Source organism: Acinetobacter sp. 18QD2AZ41W (genome assembly GCF_009829025.1).
GTDB classification, from domain to species: Bacteria; Pseudomonadota; Gammaproteobacteria; order Pseudomonadales; family Moraxellaceae; genus Acinetobacter; species Acinetobacter pseudolwoffii.
Map to the genome: position 1 here is coordinate 49,625 of NZ_WURP01000001.1, position 16,241 is coordinate 65,865.

The 16,241-nt window shown below is 44.2% G+C and carries 14 protein-coding genes; 4 read left to right on the plus strand and 10 right to left on the minus strand.

Annotation, left to right across the window (positions count from 1 at the left end; all coding sequences use genetic code 11):
• Positions 1-148 precede the first annotated feature (148 nt).
• The 4 genes from gcvH to GVV58_RS00260 form a co-directional block, all read right to left on the minus strand.
• Positions 149-523: a glycine cleavage system protein GcvH gene (gene gcvH / locus GVV58_RS00245; RefSeq protein ID WP_005097000.1), complete on the minus strand. Its 375-nt coding sequence runs from the start codon at positions 521-523 to the stop codon at positions 149-151.
• Positions 524-605: 82 nt separating this feature from the next.
• Positions 606-1,634 carry an AraC family transcriptional regulator gene (locus tag GVV58_RS00250; RefSeq protein WP_005096998.1) on the minus strand — a complete coding sequence of 343 codons (1,029 nt, stop codon included), beginning with the start codon at positions 1,632-1,634 and terminating at the stop codon, positions 606-608.
• A 151-nt stretch (positions 1,635-1,785) separates the two neighbouring features.
• On the minus strand, positions 1,786-2,235 hold the full coding sequence (locus tag GVV58_RS00255) for a MaoC/PaaZ C-terminal domain-containing protein (protein WP_005096996.1): 450 nt from the start codon (positions 2,233-2,235) through the stop codon (positions 1,786-1,788).
• Positions 2,235-4,088 (minus strand): ABC transporter ATP-binding protein, encoded by a 1,854-nt coding sequence (locus GVV58_RS00260; protein ID WP_005096995.1) that lies wholly within the window; start codon positions 4,086-4,088, stop codon positions 2,235-2,237. Before GVV58_RS00260 ends, GVV58_RS00255 begins: the two co-directional genes overlap by 1 nt.
• A gap of 205 nt (positions 4,089-4,293) precedes the next feature.
• Here GVV58_RS00260 and GVV58_RS00265 point away from each other — a divergent pair, with 205 nt between their 5' ends.
• Positions 4,294-4,950 carry a hypothetical protein gene (locus tag GVV58_RS00265; RefSeq protein ID WP_159515736.1) on the plus strand — a complete coding sequence of 219 codons (657 nt, stop codon included), beginning with the start codon at positions 4,294-4,296 and terminating at the stop codon, positions 4,948-4,950.
• 133 nt (positions 4,951-5,083) lie between these two features.
• Here GVV58_RS00265 and GVV58_RS00270 read toward each other — a convergent pair whose 3' ends face one another.
• From GVV58_RS00270 to GVV58_RS00295, 6 genes are all read right to left on the minus strand, one after another.
• A complete protein-coding gene (locus GVV58_RS00270) occupies positions 5,084-6,322 on the minus strand; it encodes a mechanosensitive ion channel domain-containing protein (RefSeq protein ID WP_074382743.1) in 1,239 nt (412 codons plus the stop codon).
• A gap of 187 nt (positions 6,323-6,509) precedes the next feature.
• Positions 6,510-7,046: a DUF2058 domain-containing protein gene (locus tag GVV58_RS00275; RefSeq protein ID WP_005096992.1), complete on the minus strand. Its 537-nt coding sequence runs from the start codon at positions 7,044-7,046 to the stop codon at positions 6,510-6,512.
• 15 nt (positions 7,047-7,061) lie between these two features.
• Positions 7,062-7,736, minus strand: a complete 675-nt coding sequence (locus GVV58_RS00280) for a YoaK family protein (RefSeq protein ID WP_159515737.1) — start codon at positions 7,734-7,736, stop codon at positions 7,062-7,064.
• A gap of 42 nt (positions 7,737-7,778) precedes the next feature.
• Entirely contained in the window at positions 7,779-8,975 is a 1,197-nt protein-coding gene (sstT, locus tag GVV58_RS00285; RefSeq protein ID WP_159515738.1) for a serine/threonine transporter SstT, read from the minus strand.
• Positions 8,976-9,303: 328 nt separating this feature from the next.
• Positions 9,304-11,052, minus strand: coding sequence for a SulP family inorganic anion transporter (locus GVV58_RS00290; RefSeq protein WP_159515739.1), 1,749 nt, complete (start codon positions 11,050-11,052; stop codon positions 9,304-9,306).
• 221 nt (positions 11,053-11,273) lie between these two features.
• On the minus strand, positions 11,274-11,591 hold the full coding sequence (locus GVV58_RS00295) for a metalloregulator ArsR/SmtB family transcription factor (protein ID WP_005170781.1): 318 nt from the start codon (positions 11,589-11,591) through the stop codon (positions 11,274-11,276).
• Positions 11,592-11,872: 281 nt separating this feature from the next.
• Between GVV58_RS00295 and cysK the strand changes: the two genes are divergently transcribed.
• The 3 genes from cysK to cueR all read left to right on the plus strand — a co-directional run bounded on the left by cysK (position 11,873) and on the right by cueR (position 16,169).
• A complete protein-coding gene (cysK, locus tag GVV58_RS00300; protein WP_159515740.1) occupies positions 11,873-12,871 on the plus strand; it encodes a cysteine synthase A in 999 nt (332 codons plus the stop codon).
• Between the two features lie 191 nt (positions 12,872-13,062).
• Positions 13,063-15,765, plus strand: coding sequence for a heavy metal translocating P-type ATPase (locus GVV58_RS00305; protein ID WP_159515741.1), 2,703 nt, complete (start codon positions 13,063-13,065; stop codon positions 15,763-15,765).
• Positions 15,762-16,169, plus strand: a complete 408-nt coding sequence (gene cueR, locus GVV58_RS00310; RefSeq protein WP_159515742.1) for a Cu(I)-responsive transcriptional regulator — start codon at positions 15,762-15,764, stop codon at positions 16,167-16,169. The genes GVV58_RS00305 and cueR overlap by 4 nt, the downstream gene beginning before the upstream one ends.
• Positions 16,170-16,241: the final 72 nt, after the last annotated feature.

Sequence of the window (16,241 nt, forward strand, 5' to 3'; positions counted from 1 at the left end):
CCTGTTCAGTACTTTAGGAAATATACGTGAAAAATACAATAATATTTTAATATGAATATATGTAATTGAAGCCGATTGGGAAAGCTGAACAATATCTATGGCATAAAAAAAATCAGCCCGCAGGCTGATTTTCTAAATATAAGCGGGTTTATAGGCCAGCTTCATATGCTGTATTGGAGAGCAGGTGTTCAACATCTGACATATTGTCTGGTTTGATTTTATAGATCCAGCCTTTGCCATAGGGATCATCATTAATAAAATCAGGATCATCTTCAAGATCAGGATTGATTTCAACGACAATACCAGAAACAGGTGCATGAATATCAGACGCAGTTTTGACCGATTCAACTACACCGGCTTGCTGACCCGCAGTGATGTGTGAATCAAGATCTGGTGCCTCTACATAGACCAAATCACCTAATGCATCCTGTGCATGGTCGGAAATACCGGTCACAACAAGATCACCCTCAATGCGTACCCATTCATGCGTACTTGCGTACTTTAATTCTGAAGGATGATTCATTGATAACTCCTTAAAAATCTTTAGATCATTTTTGACATGTTTTATACATTCTTTTTGGCCAAAACAAAAGGCTTATGACCCTTTATAAATAAGGATCTTTGCGCCAGTTGCTCGGGCTGCGACCACTCCAGCGTTTAAATGCCCGGCTAAAATTGGCGACATCACTATAACCAAGTTCATCAGCAATCTGTTCCAAGCTAAAGTCGGTCCGGGACAATAACGACGTCGCATGCCGGTAGCGTACTTCATCGACCAGCGTAGAAAAAGAGGTACCTTCAGCCGCCAGCTGGCGTTTTAGGGTGCGGTCGGACATATGCAGACGATCTGCCACACTTTCAATACTCAGATAATGCTGCTCGGAATGGGTTAGAATATCACGAACCCGCATCGCAATCCGGTGTCGCTCGCCCAAGGCCGAGAGTTCAGTTTCACACTGGTTAATTGCAATCTGGCTGGCAATCGGATCGGCATGCACCAGCTTGTTCATCAGGTAGCTCTTATCAAAACTCAAGATCAAATGCGGCTGTTCAAAGCGAAACTGATGATGTGGAAATTTGGCCATAAAGCGTTCAAAGCCTTCCGGTTTTTTGAAATCAAAATCGATTTCTCCAGCGGCATAATCAATTCCGGTAATGGCCTTGGCCATACTGATCATGCCAAAAATCAGTGCAATCGAGATTTCGGTGCGTAAGGGTTCCAGCTGAATATCGGTTTGCAACTGGACTGTAGCCTTGGCACCAAAGGTCGAAAAGAATAGCTGTAAAAAGGGCATACGCAGCTGGATGAAACGGTTGGCCAGTACTAATGCATCGGTAATATCCTTGGCCGTCATGATTGCATAGCCAATAAAACCATGAATAGAAATCCGCATCTGGGTACCCAGATGATAACCAAGTGTCGGTTCACCGCTCAGCTTGAGGGCATGTTTGACCAGTTCATTGGCCACAGGTGTCGGGATGCGAAAATCAGGATCCGCCAGCTGCTCCGTACTCAGGCCAAAGGACTTGAACAACGATTCGTCATTATATCCCCAGCGGGAAATGACATCGAGCAGCAAAAGAGCGTATACACCTGGAATTCCCTGATCTTGGCGTGGAGCAATTGTTTTCATGCGCGATCCGTTGCACTCACTTAAATTTTTTTATTTATGGTCTGATATTGGCATGAAACTGCCATTTTTTTCATTAAAATTGTTGGACAAAGTTTTGGCTATTGCCACAATCATTGTGGCAGATTAGCCTGAATTTTGCCTAAAAATCAATTTAAACCGGAGAAAATCCTCGTTTAAATACCACAATTTTAGTGGTTGAACTAAAAATCATTTTATGATGCTGGTCAAATGCCTGCGTCTGGTAGCTAACGATCCCACGGTCAGTTTTGCTTCTGGAGGGCTGAATATCCATGATTTCGACTTCGACGTGAATCTCATCCCCGGGGCGGGTCGGACAAGGCCAACGCAGATGCGACTCTGAACCAATGAGCCCATAAGCCACAGGAAAACATTCAGTCCACAAGCGCATAACCACTGCCGCAGTATGCCAACCACTGGCGGCAATTCCCTGAAATACCGGATGGGCTGCAGCTTGCTGTTCATCAGTATGAAAGACTTGTGGGTCATAAGCCCGGGCAAAATTTTGAATTTCTTCCAGTCCCATATGATATTTACGGCTGCTAAAGCGGTCAGCGATGTTCAAATCTTCCAAATACAGCATTATTCACGATCCTTCGTTGCTTTAATCTGTTGTTGTATCAGTAATCCGCCCGTTTGACGCTGCCAGAGCTGGGCGTAGATTCCATTTAATGCTACCAGTTCATCATGGGTACCTTGCTCGGCAATTTTACCTTGATCCATTACAATCAGGCGATCCATCTGGGCAATTGTCGATAAACGATGCGCAATGGCAATTACGGTTTTGCCTTGCATCAGATCATCGAGGCTGTTTTGAATGGCCGCTTCGACTTCAGAATCCAGCGCACTGGTGGCTTCATCCAGAATCAGAATGGGTGCATCTTTTAGAAATACCCGTGCGATTGCAACACGTTGACGTTGACCACCAGAAAGTTTTACACCACGCTCACCGACATAAGCCTCATAGCCTCTTTTGCCGCGTAAGTCGGTCAGATGAGGAATAAACTCTTCTGCTTTGGCTTTACGTACCGCTTCATACATCTCTTGATCGGTTGCATCAGGACGACCATATTTGATGTTCTCTGCAACGGTACGATGCAGCAACGAAGTGTCTTGAGTCACTAAAGCAATATTTTTACGCAAACTGTCCTGCGTCACATCTTCAATGTTCTGCCCATCGATTAAAATACGACCTTGGTCAAGATGATAAAAATGCAGCAATAACTGAATCAGGGTCGATTTACCTGCACCTGAACGTCCCACAATCCCGATTTTTTCACCCGGGCGAATGGTCAGGTTAAACTGGTCAATGACATTTTTATCATTATAGGCAAAGCTGACATTGTCGAATTTAATTTCACCATGCTGAAGCTGTAGCTCTTTGGCATTGGGTTTATCTTCAATGGCAATCTTGCGGCCTAAAGTTTTCATACCATCCTGAATGGTCCCGACATTTTCAAACAGGGCAGAGGTCTGCCACATCATAAACTCGGCAATACTGTTCAGTTTGAGTATCATGGCCGTGGTGGCTGCAATAATGCCCAATTCGGCCTGTCCTTCCATCCATAGCCAGATAGCCGTACCCAACACACCGCCATAGAGAATAATGCTCAGAAATAAAATACTGATTTCATACTGAGCCCCCAGACGCATCTGTTTGTAAACCGTGACCATAAATTCCTGCATGGAGGTTTTAGCATACTGGCTTTCCCGGCCAGCATGGGCAAACAGCTTGACAGTCTGGATATTGGTATAGGCATCGGTGACACGGCCGGTCATGACGGCACGCGCATCGGCCTGTGACTTGGAAATCTTGCTTAAACGCGGAATAAAGTACCAGGCCGCACAGATAAATAGTAGTAGCCACACCATCAAAGGGATAACTAAATAGGGAGAAATATTGCCTAAAACGATATTGATGGTGACGAAATAAATCAGCACATAGGCCAGCATATCTCCCAAAATGACCCAGAATTCCCGGATGGCCAGCGCCGTTTGCATGACTTTGGCAGATAGACGTCCGGCAAAATCATTATGGAAAAAATCCAGACTTTGTTTCATCAGTAAATTATGAAAGCGCCAGCGTAACCGCATCGGAAAGTTGCTATACAAGATCTGGTGCTTGATCAGGGATTGGGCACTGGCAAAGAAAATATTGGCCAGCAGGATAATGCTCAGCAAGGTTAGGTTGCTGGCATGTTGCTCCAGAAAAGTATCTGGCTGGCTTTTGCTGAGCCAATTTACCAAATCGCCAATTTTTGAGTAGAGTAAGGCTTCAAAGCTGGCAGCACCGGCCGTACACAGCACCAGAATCAGCAAATAACGACGCACACCGTAGGCTGCCTGCCAGACAAATGGAAAAAACTTGGTCGGTAAAGGTTGATTCAGGTTTTTGGTGGGATAGGGATCAACCAGTCTTTCAAGCCATCGAAACATTATCGTACTCTTATCATGTATTTTGCTTTGGTGATTATAAAGGATTGAATTTTTTTAAGCCTAGGATTAGATGAAATAGCCACAAAATTATTATCCAAATCAGACTTTACTTTTCATGCCAGATACGTAATTCTAAATCCATAATTATATTAAGGTTTAAACCATTTTTCCTCATGAAAAGAATCAAAAACGAGAGAGCTTAAAGATGAGTATTTGGGTAGTGGCCAGCCGTAAACGAGGCTCAGGAAAAACCACAATTGCGATGTATATCACTGAGTTATTACGTGGGCAAGGCGCGACCTTGCTCATTGATGCCAATCTGGAACCCTATGGTTATGAATGGGCAAATCTGAAAAATAAACAATTTTCTTTCGAGCATCTGGATATCTTAAAACAAGATGGTCGTAGTCTGGATCATCGTCTGGAAAGACTGAAACAGCAGTTCGCCTATATTATTGTTGATATTGACGGGCAGGATACATCTGCCTTGCGTTCAGTCCTGAAACATGCAGATAAGCTGATTATTCCCAGTTCCATCAATCCAGAAGATATTCAACTTGAAACCGAACTGGTGCAATTGGCGATTGGGATCGCACAATATAATACTCAATTAAAAATTTATACGGTATTGAATAAGATTCCTGAACAGCAGCAACTTGCAGAAATGAAACAGACACAGCACCTGCTCAAGAATATGCTCGGTACACAGTTTCTGAACACGGTGATTTATGAGCATCAAAGCTATCATCATTTATTATTAAACGGCGAAAGGATCTGTGAAGAGCAGTTCGACTCAGAACATGATTTTTATAAAATGCTACAAGAACTGATACAGCCGCAAGCGTCTGCAATCTCAGCCTGAGCATCTCAATATCCAATCTAATATTTGTTTAAGTTGTCGTTTTTTTATATTTTTATTTAATTAGACCAATTAAAAATCCTGAAACTGTAGCCAGTTTCAGGATTTTATTTTATTTGAAGATTGTCGCAGCTCTTCAGGAAACGCTAAAAGATTCCTTGAGGTCGAAACCTGAAGGTGCCTGATACACTTTTAGGCCAAATTCAGGAATAATCGCCAACAGGTGATCCAGAATATCCGACTGGATATTTTCATACTCGACCCAGACCGTGGTATTGGTAAATGCATAAATTTCCAGAGGCAAACCTTCACTGGTCGGTTGTAACTGACGAACCATCAGGGAGTGATTTTTACTAATTCCCGGATGCTGTTGCAGATAAAATTCCACATAGGCACGGAAAGTCCCCAGATTGGTCAGACGGCGCTGGTTATATTGCGAATGATGGCTGAGCTGCAAGTTAAATTGCTGCAGTTCTTCAGTTTTGGTATTTAGATATTGATCCAGCAGAATAAATTCTTTCAGCTTGTTCTGTTCCTCAGCTGACATGAAATGCACGCTACTCTGATCGATATGAATGGAACGTTTAATCCGGCGCGCACCGGCTTCCTGCATGCCACGCCAGTTTTTAAAGGTATCCGTCACCAGTTTATTGGTCGGAATGGTGGTGACTGTTTTATCAAAGTTCTGCACGGTAATGGTGTGTAATGACATATCAATGACATCGCCGTCCGCATTTAAAGATGGCATTTCAATCCAGTCACCAATACGCACCATGTCATAAGAGGAAATCTGTACCGAAGCCACCAGCGATAGGATGGTATTTTGGAACACCAGCATCAGTACCGCAGCCATGGCACCAAAACCGGCCAGCAAGGTAAAGACATCTTTCTTGAGGAAAGTCCCCAGAATCATCAAACCACAAACGATGAAGATGATCAGCTTGACCAGTTGCAAATAGCCCTTAATCGGCTTGTTACGCGATTTCGGATTGCGCTGATAAATCAGATTAAAGATATTCAGCAATTCGCCAATCGCCAGGGCAATGGTCAGGAAGATAAAGGCCTGCGCACCCATCTGGATAAAGGTCTCGACCTTGTCTGATAAATGCGGAACGGTAGTAATTCCGTTCATAATCACAATGGCCGGCACAATATTGGCAATACGGCGGATCACGCTATGCTCAGCAATGATTTCATTATGTGCAAAAGGCATTTTGGAAATCAGTTTACGAATTCCGCGAACAACGACTTGTTTGGCAAATAAATTTGCAATAATTGCCAGTAAAATCACAATGCTCAATGAAGAGAGCATTTCTAGCCAGGGATATTGATCTGCCCACACTTGTATATTCTGGACAAGCTTAAACTGTTCCAACTTATCTTTTCTCACACTGTTAAAATTGTGAAAGAGTTTATAGCTTTAAGCTGAGTTTTTTAATTTTAATTAAACTTTTAATACATATCTTTGGAAAGTGTTTACCTGAAATAGCTTTTAGACTGTGATCTGATATAAAAAAACCGGCCTAAGCCGGTTTAGTATGATATCAAATACTAATAATAACTTACCACATCAGGTCATCCGGAATGACATAGGCTGCATACGGATCTTCTTCATCGGTAATTTGTTCATTTTTCTCTGAATTATTCACAATGATAAAGCCTTGCATCTTGGCATTAATACGATCTCCCAAAGCCTTAGGCAAGAACACATAACTGTCATTTTCACGTGCAATCACCAGACTGCCTGCCACCAGTGCATTATAGATCTGCTGGTTCAGGTAAACCTTCTTGATCTTGCTGTCATCAATAAACTGATACACCGCATCACCATCCGTATCGCGGATTTTGTGCTGGTTAATCATCTGGATGATCGCGGCTTTCAGTTCTTTTTCCTGTAAGGCCGCTTTTTTCTCTAACTCGATGGCTTGGTCTTTGGCCAGTTTCTGCTGCTTGTCTTGCTCAATCTTCGCCTTGATTTCAGCCTCGGTGCTATCACCGGTGCGTTTTTCATGCACAGCCTGTTTAGACAGTTTTTTGGCTTTTTTATTATCGACCAAACCTGCCTTTAACAATTGTGCCTGCAATGCATTTTTAACCATGAGAATGTCCAGAAATTAATCGTGTTGATGTCGATAACGTAAATAAATCACCCAGTAAATCAGACTGAGCATCAGGCTCAGCCCTGCCGGGATCAGGAATGCATTTAATTTTAAATAAGGATAAAGCCAGCTGGCAAGAATACCACCGCTTAAAAAACCGAGCAAAATAAGTATATGTAAAACGACTCGGCGTGGTTCTACATCTAAGCCGCGTAAACGGTAACCCATGGCCAAGCCAAGGTCGGTCAGTACACCAGATAAATGCGTGGTGCGAATAATGGCACCTTTATAATGGCTGACCATGGCATTCTGCAGACCCATCGCGACACAGGCCCATAACAGGGCATAACGCGGGAAATAGGGCAATAATAACCAGCAGATCAGAATAAAAAAAGCCACCAGGCTTAAAGGGTAACCATAAAGTCGCCCCAAGCGAAAGTGACTATTTCCTAGAATCAGCCCGCTATACAGAGAACCAATGACATAGCAGATTGTGACCAGAAGCAGATATAGCATCATGTCTGGCTGCCAGTCCAGCAGCGCCATGGCCAGCATACTGACATTACCGGTCATATGTGAAACAGACTGGTGTAATACCGTCACCAGACCCAGGACGTTAATCATGCCGGCATTCACCGCAAGAAAGAACGCTCCTAATTGTATCCAGGTAGGTAAGCGCTGTAATGGCATAACAACATCATTGGCAAAAAATATTGATTATTCAATATAAAATCAATTTGATGCGCGGTCTACTGCTGTGGTAAATAAAACATCCGTAGACGAGTTTAAAGCAGTTTCAGTAGAATCCTGCAATACACTGATTACCATACCAATCGCGACCACTTGCATAGCGATATCCGAAGAAATACCGAACAGACCACAGGCCACAGGAATTAACAATAATGAACCACCGGCCACACCTGAAGCACCACATGCCGAGATGCTTGCTACTACGGAAAGAATCAGCATGGTGGTGAAATCTACGCTAATGCCCAAGGTATTTACCGTTGCCAGTGACAATACGGTAATGGTGACCGATGCCCCAGCCATATTGATCGCAGCACCGAGAGGAATTGCGATACTTGCGGTCGATTCTTTGACGCCTAGACGTTTTGCCAGATCCAGATTGACGGGAATGTTGGCGGCCGAACTACGGGTAAAGAAGGCGGTAATGCCACTTTCACGCAAGCAGGTAAAGACGAGTGGATAGGGGTTGTGACGCGTCACTAAAGCCACCAACATCGGGTTAATTACCAGTGCAACAAAAGCCATCGTACCTAATAGTACCGCAAGTAAATGTGCATAACTGGTCAGCGTATCCAGACCGGATTCAGCAAAAGTCACCGCAACCAGACCAAAAATACCCACAGGCGCAAAACTGATCACTAAACGAATCACATAATTAACCGCAAAGGCGGCATCATTCAAAAGAGTCTTGGTGGTATCCGATGCATGACGGAAGGCAATGCCCAATGCCACAGACCATGCCAGAACGCCAATGAAATTTGCTTCAGCAATGGCAACGACCGGGTTGGCGACAAAGCTAAGCAGCAGATTCTTCAGGATTTCTACCAGACTGCCAGGTGGCTGTAAGTCCGCTTGCGCAGCAATATCCAGAAACAGCGTACTTGGAAATAACATACTCGAAACGACAGCACTGAGTGCAGCAAGGAACATACCTACCGCATACATCATCATAATCGGTTTAATGGCGGTGTTGGATTGCCCCACCTTAAAATTTGCGATAGAAGCTAAAACTAAAATGAAAACCAGGATCGGTGCAACAGATTTCAAGGCTTTAATAAACAGGTCGCCCAATAGGCTTAATGAGGGAGTAGCTTCGGGAAATACCACAGCCACACCTACACCTAAAATAATGGCGATGATGATTCGAGAGACTAGGCTCATACGCATAAGGGCAGAAAACATAAGATTGCCTTGTGAAAATTACGAGGGCTAAATTTGGGAAAAAGTTGCGCTATTTTATACTTAATTTAAACAAGGCTTGAAATATATTTTTATATAAAAAACAAGTTATTGATATAATTGATTTATTCTAAAATTAATCAATATAAAAGAATACTTTTATTTAAGAAAATAATCTAAATGTGATGAATAAATCATCTCTTTTAAAATTATATTCATGAAATAAATATCAAAGTTAAATCGATAAATTCAAATTATATTTGAAAATTTAAAAAAGTTTGGTGTCATGACCGGTTTGAATCTCCGGCCATAAGTTTAATTATCTGCTGTCCTAAATCGTATAGTCTTTATGCTGCTCAAAGATTTCTGGAGCCAAGTCCCGAATTGCCTGAAAATGAGTCAGATAAATGTGGCCGCTCAGATGAATCATCAGCTTCGAGGCTTGTAGCTTGTCCATCACCGGGCCTTTCACTTCGGCAAAATGCAGTCGAATGTTCAGTTTGGCCAATTCCGCATTTAAATCCTCCAGCATTTCCAAAGCGCTTAAATCAATGGCACTGATACTGGAGCAATTTAAAATCACATGTTGCAACTTGTCATTCAGGCTCATCTGATTGATCAGATAACCTTTGAAGCTATTGGCATTCAGAAAAGTCAGATTTTCATCAATCCGCAGTGACAGCACCCGATCGGAGGTACTGACTTGATGACGCTGAATATTACGAAAATGCTGTGTACCTTCGACCAGTCCGAGCACTGCAATATGCGGACGACTGATTCGCCATAACATCAGGATAAACGTCGATATGATCCCAATAATCAGGCCAGTGGAAATATCAATCAGCACCACACCCAGAAAGGTAATCCACATGGCAATACCATCGGCTTTAGAATAACGCCAGGCATCAAAGAAAGGCCGAAAATCGACCAGTTTCCAGATGGAAACAATAATCGTGGCGGCCAGAATGGTCAGGGGCAGATCTTCAAAAAATCTGGTAAAGAATAGGCTGACGAAAATAATCAGAATGGAGGAAAAAACTCCTGCCATGGGGGATTTGGCACCGGCATCGGCATTGACCACGGTACGCGACAGACTGCCAGTAACCGGAAAGGCTGAACTGACGCCTGCACTGATATTGGCAATCCCCAAGGCAATCAATTCCTGATTACTGTTTAAATGACTGCGTTGTTGCAAGGCTGTGGCTTGAGCAATTGACAGTGATTCCACAAAGCTGATCATGGCGATCATGCTAGCACCCGGTAACAAGGTCATGACCAGTTCCCAGTTCCAGTGCGGAAAAGACAAGGGCGGAAAACCGGACGGGATTGCACCCACTGTTTTAATGCCTTGCCCCTTTAAATTCAGAAATACAATCGCTGCAATCCCGAGACATACCAGAATGAGAGGCACAGCCCGTACCAGAAAATCTGTAGAGCCGATCCGGCTTTGTACTGCCTGAGATTTTAGCAACTTGGGCAGATAGATCAGTAAAGCCATCGACAACAGGCCAAATAACAGGCTTGGTAAATGCAGGAGCGGCAGATACTCCAGAAGACTTGTTGTAAATTCTGGAATGTTATTGGCTTTTAAGGGTAGGTCGACCAAGAACTTCAATTGTCCAAAAGCAATTAATAATGCCGAGGCAATAATAAAGCTCTTAATGACCGGATGACTGATCAGCTGAATTAAGAAACCGAAACGGAATAATCCCAAGAGCAGGGAAATAATACCGACCATGAGTGCTAATAAGGTCGCAGCTTCGATATAGACCGGTGAGCCGACTTCAAACAGTGGATTGAGCGTGGCAAAAGTCATCATTGAAATGATCGCCACCGGGCCAATCGATAAAGTCGAACTGCCACCGAGCAACGCATAAATGATCATTGGCAGGATGCTGGCATATAAGCCCATGATCGGCGGTAAACCGGCCAGCATGGCATAAGCCATCCCCTGAGGAACCAGCATCGCCACGACAATCAGTGCGGCCAGCACATCGGATTTAAATTTGACCGGCGTATAGTCGCTTAACCATGCCCAGGCAGGCAGTCTATGCAGAAGTTTAGACTTGGAATTTGGCATAAAAAGGTCTAAATCATAAATATAGATATATTATGCACAAATTCTGCTAAGAAATCTTAAGGGGTCGAATTTGTGATGATTTATGTTTTTAAAATAAATCAGCTAGGTCTGGCCTCCATTTTCTTGAAGCAGCTATAGCGATTTTCTACAAAGTCGTTATTTCTGCCAGATCAATGGGGTAGAGAAGTGTGTTTTGGCGTTAAATAGTGTTTAAAAATAAACTATTTAATTTGATTCGCACAATACAGCTGATAAAGCGTAGTCAATACCACAATCAAATTTTGATCTTTAATTGAATAATAGATCTGTTTACCATCCCGACGGGTATTCACTACATCACTTTTGCGCAGCATCATCAGTTGCTGGGAAAGCGTCGGTTGTTTAATGTCGGTAATATCTTCAATTTGTGAAACATTCAGTTCCGCTTGAGAGAGATGGCATAAAATAAGGAGACGGTCAGTATTGGCCAGAGATTTTAAAATGCCGACGACCTGTTCTGCTGAATCGCGCATAGTCGTGATTTCAAAATCGGTTTTCATCTCATATGTCCATTATAAAATTACAGCCCGCACATTATAAGGGGCTCGATGATTAATACATTGATATAATATTTAAATATTATCGGGTTTTAATCAGGTTAAACATTAGTTAAAGTTATATTTTAAACGTTGATAAATAATATAAAATCATCGAATTATTTAAAAAATATTTTGGTTTAAATTACTGCGATCAAGTGCAAATTCCATCAAACATCTACAAACGAAAAAAATGCTTGTATGATGTTTAAATGACTTGAACCAATAACATCAGGGATATCATCATGAGTACAGATTCAGCTTTTCCAACACCAAATAATTTAGGGATAGCGGTTTATAGTAATAATGCAGACGCAATTGGAAATACACCGCTAGTTCGTATTAATCGTGTAATTTCAGCTCCGGTAACTGTACTTGCTAAAATTGAAAGCCGTAATCCGGCCTTTTCAGTCAAATGTCGTATTGGTGCAGCATTAATTAACGATGCAGAAAAATCTGGAAAACTCAAACCCGGTATGCACATCGTTGAACCCACCAGTGGCAATACCGGCATTGCATTGGCCTTTGTGGCAGCCGCTAAAGGTTATGAACTGACGCTCACCATGCCTTCAAGCATGAGTATTGAACGCCGTAAAGTAGTCAAAGCTTTAGGAGCCAATCTGGTCTTGACCGATCCGGCCAAAGGCATGAAAGGGGCGATTGAAGCAGCCGAGAGTCTGTTGAATGAGAACCCGGAGCAGTATTTCCTGCCACAACAGTTTGAAAACCCAGCCAATCCTAAAATTCATGAAGAAACCACCGGCCCAGAAATCTGGGAAGCTACGGCGGGTAACATCGATATTCTGGTCGCAGGTGTCGGAACAGGCGGAACCATTACCGGTATTTCGCGTTACTTTGAGAAAGTTAAAAATAAGCCTCTATATTCGGTGGCGGTGGAACCTGCTGAATCTGCAATTATTGGTCAGGCCAAACGCGGCGAAACGCTGACACCGGGACCACACAAAATTCAAGGTATCGGAGCCAACTTTATTCCGGGCAACCTGGATTTAGATCTGGTCGATGAAGTGATTGCCATTAATAGCGCAGAGGCAATCGAGTGGGCACGCAAAACTGCAGCTCAGGAAGGTATTTTGGTCGGCATTTCAAGTGGTGCGGCCATGGCGGCAGCGGCACAACTGGCTGCACGCCCTGAAAATGCCGGTAAAAATATTGTGGTGATTTTGCCAGATGGCGGTGAACGCTACCTGTCTTCGGTTCTGTTTGAAGATATTTCTGCCGAATAAAATTGATGCATTCAATATTTTAAACACTGCTATAAAAGCCCGAAGTCATCTTCGGGCTTTTATTTGGTTCTTGGATGAGCATCCAATCGCAATACCGCTTTATCTTTCCTAAAATATTTAAATGAAAGACTTGACCTTGCCATGCTGGGAATGTTTAAGCTATAGCATCGGCAGCAAGTTGATGCATGGAGATGGGCATGGCAGAACAAGACAGCATCCGGTTATATGAACAGCAGGTGCAGATTGGCGGTATGACCTGTGCATCCTGCGTGGCTCGGGTCGAAAAAGCCTTGAAAAAAATTGAGGGCGTGGTTGAGGCATCTGTCAACCTGTCGACTGAAAAAGCTTTTATTAAAAGCCAGCAGCCGATTGCTGCCGCTGTGCTAGTTCAAGCAATTGAAAAAACTGGCTTTGATGTACCGACGCAACAGTTTGCTTTGAATATTGAAGGCATGACCTGTGCATCTTGTGTGGCTCGCGTAGAAAAAGCCCTAAAAAAAGTAGAAGGTGTACTGGATGCACACGTGAATCTGGCCACTGAAAAGGCGCATGTGAGTCTAATCAATTCTGTGCCATTGTCCAAGTTGACTCAGGCGGTGCAAAAAGCCGGTTTTGATCTTCAGGCTGACCGGATTGAACTGGCGATTGAAGGCATGACCTGCGCCTCCTGCGTCGCGCGTGTTGAAAAAGCTTTATTAAAAGTAGACGGCGTCAGTACAGCACAAGTCAATCTGGCGACTGAAACTGCTTCGATTCAGGCATCCCGTCAGCACATCCCAGCTTTGATTGCTGCTGTAGAAAAAGCCGGTTTTAAAGCCACAGAAAAAACCAATACACATCTCTCGGCAGATCGCCATGTGGCTTTTCAGGAAAAGAAAGCCACTGAAACCGCGCAACTGAAACGGGATCTTTGGCTTGCAGTCATTCTGACAGCGCCTGTATTTATTCTAGAAATGGGTTCACATCTGATCCCGGCTTTTCATCATTTTATTGCGCAGACGTTGGGAACCCAGAACAGCTGGTATCTGCAGTTTGTGCTGACCAGTTTGGTGCTGATTATTCCGGGACGGCGTTTTTATCAGCATGGTATTCCGGCTTTATTGCGTTTGGCGCCGGATATGAATTCTCTGGTCGCAGTCGGAACAATCGCAGCTTATGGATTTTCCTGCATTGCGACCTTTTTTCCGCAGCTGTTACCCCAGTCCACCGTCCATGTATATTTTGAAGCGGCAGCTGTCATTGTTGCGCTGATTTTACTGGGGCGGTATCTAGAAGCCAAAGCCAAAGGTAAAACCTCAGAAGCGATTCAGTATCTGGTCGGCTTGCAACCGAAAACCGCACGGGTACAACAGCATGGCAACTGGGTTGATCTGGCGATTGCCGATGTACAACAGGGCATGCTGATTGAAATCCGCCCGGGTGAAAAAGTCGCCGTCGATGGTGAAGTGGTTGCCGGGCAAAGTTATATCGATGAAGCAATGATGAGTGGTGAGCCTTTACCCGTGGCCAAACAGGCCGGGGATCAGGTGGTGGGTGGTACAGTGAACCAGAATGGAACCTTGCAAATCAGGGCCACTGCGGTCGGACAGGATTCTGTACTGGCGCAGATTATTGAGATGGTGGAACAGGCACAAGGCTCGAAACTACCGATTCAGGCGGTGGTGGATAAAGTGACTTTATGGTTTGTACCTGCCGTCATGGCACTGGCGGCCTTGACCTTCATGGTCTGGTTCCTGTTTGGGCCTGAACCCAATCTGACCTATGCATTGGTCAACGCCGTGGCGGTGCTGATTATTGCCTGTCCATGTGCCATGGGGCTGGCAACGCCGACCTCAATTATGGTCGGAACTGGGCGTGCCGCTGAACTGGGCGTGCTGTTTCGTAAGGGTGAAGCTTTACAGTTATTACAACAAACCCAAGTCGTCGCACTTGATAAAACCGGAACCTTGACTGAAGGAAAACCGTTGCTGACGGACTTTGAAGTCACAGCAGATTTTAATCAGCAGACTGTATTGCAACTGGTGGCTTCGGTTGAAGCCAAGTCAGAACATCCGATTGCCCATGCCATTGTTCAGGCAGCTCATGAGCAACAACTGGAACTGAGTGAAGTCACAGATTTTGATTCGATCACCGGCGCAGGGGTCAAGGCACAGGTAGCTGGTCAGCAGCTGCATATTGGGGCTGAACGTCTGATGCAGGACTTGGGTCTAAATGTCGATCTGTTTCGGTCTACTGCACAAAAACTCGGTGATCAGGGCCGTAGTCCCTTATATGTGGCGATCAATCAAAAGCTGGCGGCTATTATTGCCGTCGCGGATCCGATTAAAGCAACTACCTATAGTGCGATTCAGGCCTTGCATGAGCAGGGTCTGAAAGTGGCGATGATCACCGGTGACAATCAGCATACCGCGCAGGCCATTGCCAAACAGCTGAAAATTGATCAGGTAATTGCGGAAGTTTTACCGCATGAGAAAGTGGATGCGGTACGTCAACTCCAGCAGCAATATGGCGTACTCACTTTTGTCGGAGACGGAATCAATGATGCCCCGGCACTGGCACAGGCTGATGTTGGCATGGCGATTGGTACAGGCACCGATGTCGCGATTGAGGCAGCCGATGTGGTGTTGATGTCAGGTAATTTACAGCATGTGGCCACCGGAATTGGTCTGAGTCAGGCCACCATGCGCAATATCCGGCAGAACCTGTTCTGGGCCTTTGTCTATAATATTGCTTTAATCCCGATCGCTGCCGGGGTGCTCTATCCATTCTGGGGCATCTTGTTATCGCCGATGTTTGCCGCAGGTGCGATGGCATTGTCTTCCGTGTTTGTTGTCACTAATGCTTTGAGATTAAAAGCCTACAAAGCGGTACAGTTCAAGGAGCAAGCAGGATGAATATTGGTCAGGCGGCAAAACGTTCCGGCATCTCTGCAAAAATGATTCGTTATTATGAAGACATCGGGTTGTTGCCTGCTGCGAAACGAAGCGATGCAGGTTATCGGGTTTATACTGATGCGGACATTAAAACCTTAAGTTTTATTCAACATGCACGCGAACTCGGCTTTTCTTCAGAGCAGATGAAAGAATTACTCGGCCTGTGGCTGAACAGCTCACGTCAGAGTAGCGAGGTGAAACAGCTGGCCGAAAAACATATCCAGTTTTTACAACAGAAAATTGCCGATATGCAGCATATGCTGTTGATATTACAGCAATCGGTGGAGCAGTGTGCCGGCAATGAACAGGCCGATTGCCAGATTTTAAAACAGATTGAACAGGGTGTCGTCCCTGAGCAGCACTGAGCTGATCTGCAGCTCAGGTTAAATATAATCTGCCCAATCACATTAATTTTTAAAGCGATCCTATGGAGCTAA